Annotated in this window: 2 protein-coding genes; both read right to left on the bottom strand. The window is 33.0% G+C overall.

Annotated features, from left to right (window positions below):
- Positions 1–25: 25 nt before the first annotated feature.
- Positions 26–1,009 carry a DNA cytosine methyltransferase gene (locus tag BN202_RS06760; RefSeq protein ID WP_198005547.1) on the bottom strand — a complete coding sequence of 328 codons (984 nt, stop codon included), beginning with the start codon at positions 1,007–1,009 and terminating at the stop codon, positions 26–28.
- Complete coding sequence (locus BN202_RS09515) at positions 951–1,859, bottom strand: type II restriction endonuclease (protein WP_019219864.1); 909 nt, start codon at positions 1,857–1,859, stop codon at positions 951–953. The genes BN202_RS06760 and BN202_RS09515 overlap by 59 nt, the downstream gene beginning before the upstream one ends.
- Between the last annotated feature and the right edge of the window lie 329 nt (positions 1,860–2,188).

The raw sequence follows: 2,188 nt of genomic DNA on the forward strand, positions 1-2,188 counted from the left end.
GATATATGAGTGAAAACGTATTTTACTACAGATATTTTTTCATCTGCAACGCGATAGCTTTAATGACAGGAACAGATACACTGTTTCCAAATTGGCGATAAGCTTGTGCGTCAGATACAGGGATCTGATAGCTTTCAGGGAACCCTTGCAAGCGGGCTGCCTCTCTTGGAGTTAACTTTCTGGGATTTTTATTATTCTGCATTATGAGTATTTCACTTCCGTCTTTGTAATAACGGGCAGAAAGTGTATTTGTATATGGTGATTCCATATTGAAAAGGCTATAACCAAACCCCTTACCATTTAGTTTATTCTGAGCTTTTCTTCGTTGGTGTCCATGCCAAAGAGTGTTACTAATTGTATATTTTTCATCAACATCGCTCTCTAAAATATCCCCCACTCTTGTTTTAATATTCATGGGAGATGGAAATTTAAAATCTGTAGAATGATCTAAAAAGCCAACTATATATATGCGTTCACGATTTTGAGGAACCCCAAAATCTCGTGCTCTTAAGATATCATAAAAAACTTTATAGCCACTTGATTGTAAATGCTCTATGATACTAGCAAGAGTGCGTCCCTTATCATGCCCCTTTAATTGTTTAACATTTTCTAATAAAAATGCTCGAGGCTTTCTGTAAAATAAAATTCTGTTGATATCAAAAAATAAAGTCCCACGTGCATCTGCAAACCCTTTCTTCAAACCTGCTTGCGAAAAAGGTTGGCAAGGAAAGCCTGCTAATAAAATATCGTGTTCTGGTATTTCTTCTTCATGGATCCGAGTAATATCTCCATGAACGTAGTCATTATTAAAATTAAGCCTGTAAGTTTGGATAGAGTATTTATCAATTTCTGATGTAAAAACACACTGAGCGTTATTCAAACCAAATGCCGATTCGAAGCCTAAACGAATTCCACCAATACCAGCAAATAAGTCAATTATCTTAAACATCTTACTGATTTTTCCAATAATTAAAGATTTCAGGCAATTCTTCCAAAAAATATGTTTCAAAATCTATGACACTATGATTGCATAACACTTTTTCCTGATTTTTAACTGTGTCGAGTACGACGAGAACGATATTATGCTTGTTCATTTGTTCAATTTTATTTAGAGATATATCATTATCAACCGTCAATAAATGAATATTAGGAGCTTGGGATCTTGATAGTTCTTCGATAACTTCTTGCCAACGTTCACGCAAAGTAGTTTTCATTGTGCCAATAACAGTCTTACCACGTCTTTTCTCAAAACTCTCCACACTCGGTAGAACTGAATCAACCATTTTACCTAAACCTGCTTTTTGAAATAAGTCTTTTGCAATTTTTCTTTGAGCATCAAAGCGGTAGCCAAAACGATTATATAAAAAATAAATGATATCTTCAAATGTTTTTCCCGCTCTTGAACGACGTGATTGTGTATTGCTAAGACACAATGCATAAATATACGGAATGATTTTTTCTGCATATTGGCCAAAACAACTTATTAGCTGCTCATTAAATTTTTGATAATCGCAAATGTTAAGTTGAAATAATTTTAAACTTAATTCAGAAATAACCCTTTTAGGCATTTCAAACTGTTGACTAATTTCCATCAAGATAGCAGAATTAAAAGCAGATTCTTGTTTTAACAATGCGGAGTACGATAATTCTCTCATATAAAAAATTGTTTTAGAGATTGCATTTTTTTCGAGAAACTCATTGATAATTTGTTCGTTTTCCTGTGCTACTTGATATACAATATCATGGGTAGGTGAAATCAGCTCACTTCTTTTTTTTTTGAGAAAGTTTCCAAAGCTTCTTTTTTCTTCCTTATCAAGCCCACAGAAATCTTCTAAGCTTATGTATCTTATCTCAGTCATTACATTAAATCCCACAATTAGAAATTGCATAACTGATTAGCAGATTCTAAATTTTAACCAATAATATTTTTTATCAGCTACCTCGTAAAATTTCATTCTTTAGAGTGGATTAGGATTAAACCTCCAATCCTTTTTAGTTTGAAGCTTTTAGAAAAAAACATTATGTAATTTGGCTCATTCTATCTCAACACTAATTTAAGCCTTTAAAACACTACTTTTCTCTCCTGCTTTTTTATGGAAAGAAATTTATTTTTAGATTTTCATTCAGCCTCACCTTGTGTGGGGCTTTTTTAATGGAGAACTTTATGCGGAAAATATCATCAGAAGGA

Origin of the sequence: Bartonella florencae, assembly GCF_000312525.1 — a bacterium.
Lineage (GTDB): Bacteria > Pseudomonadota > Alphaproteobacteria > Rhizobiales > Rhizobiaceae > Bartonella > Bartonella florencae.

Excerpts from the sequence above, each read along its gene's own strand:
- BN202_RS09515 (WP_019219864.1), bottom strand. The coding sequence starts at position 1,859 with ATGACTGAGATAAGATACATAAGCTTAGAAGATTTCTGTGGGCTTGAT.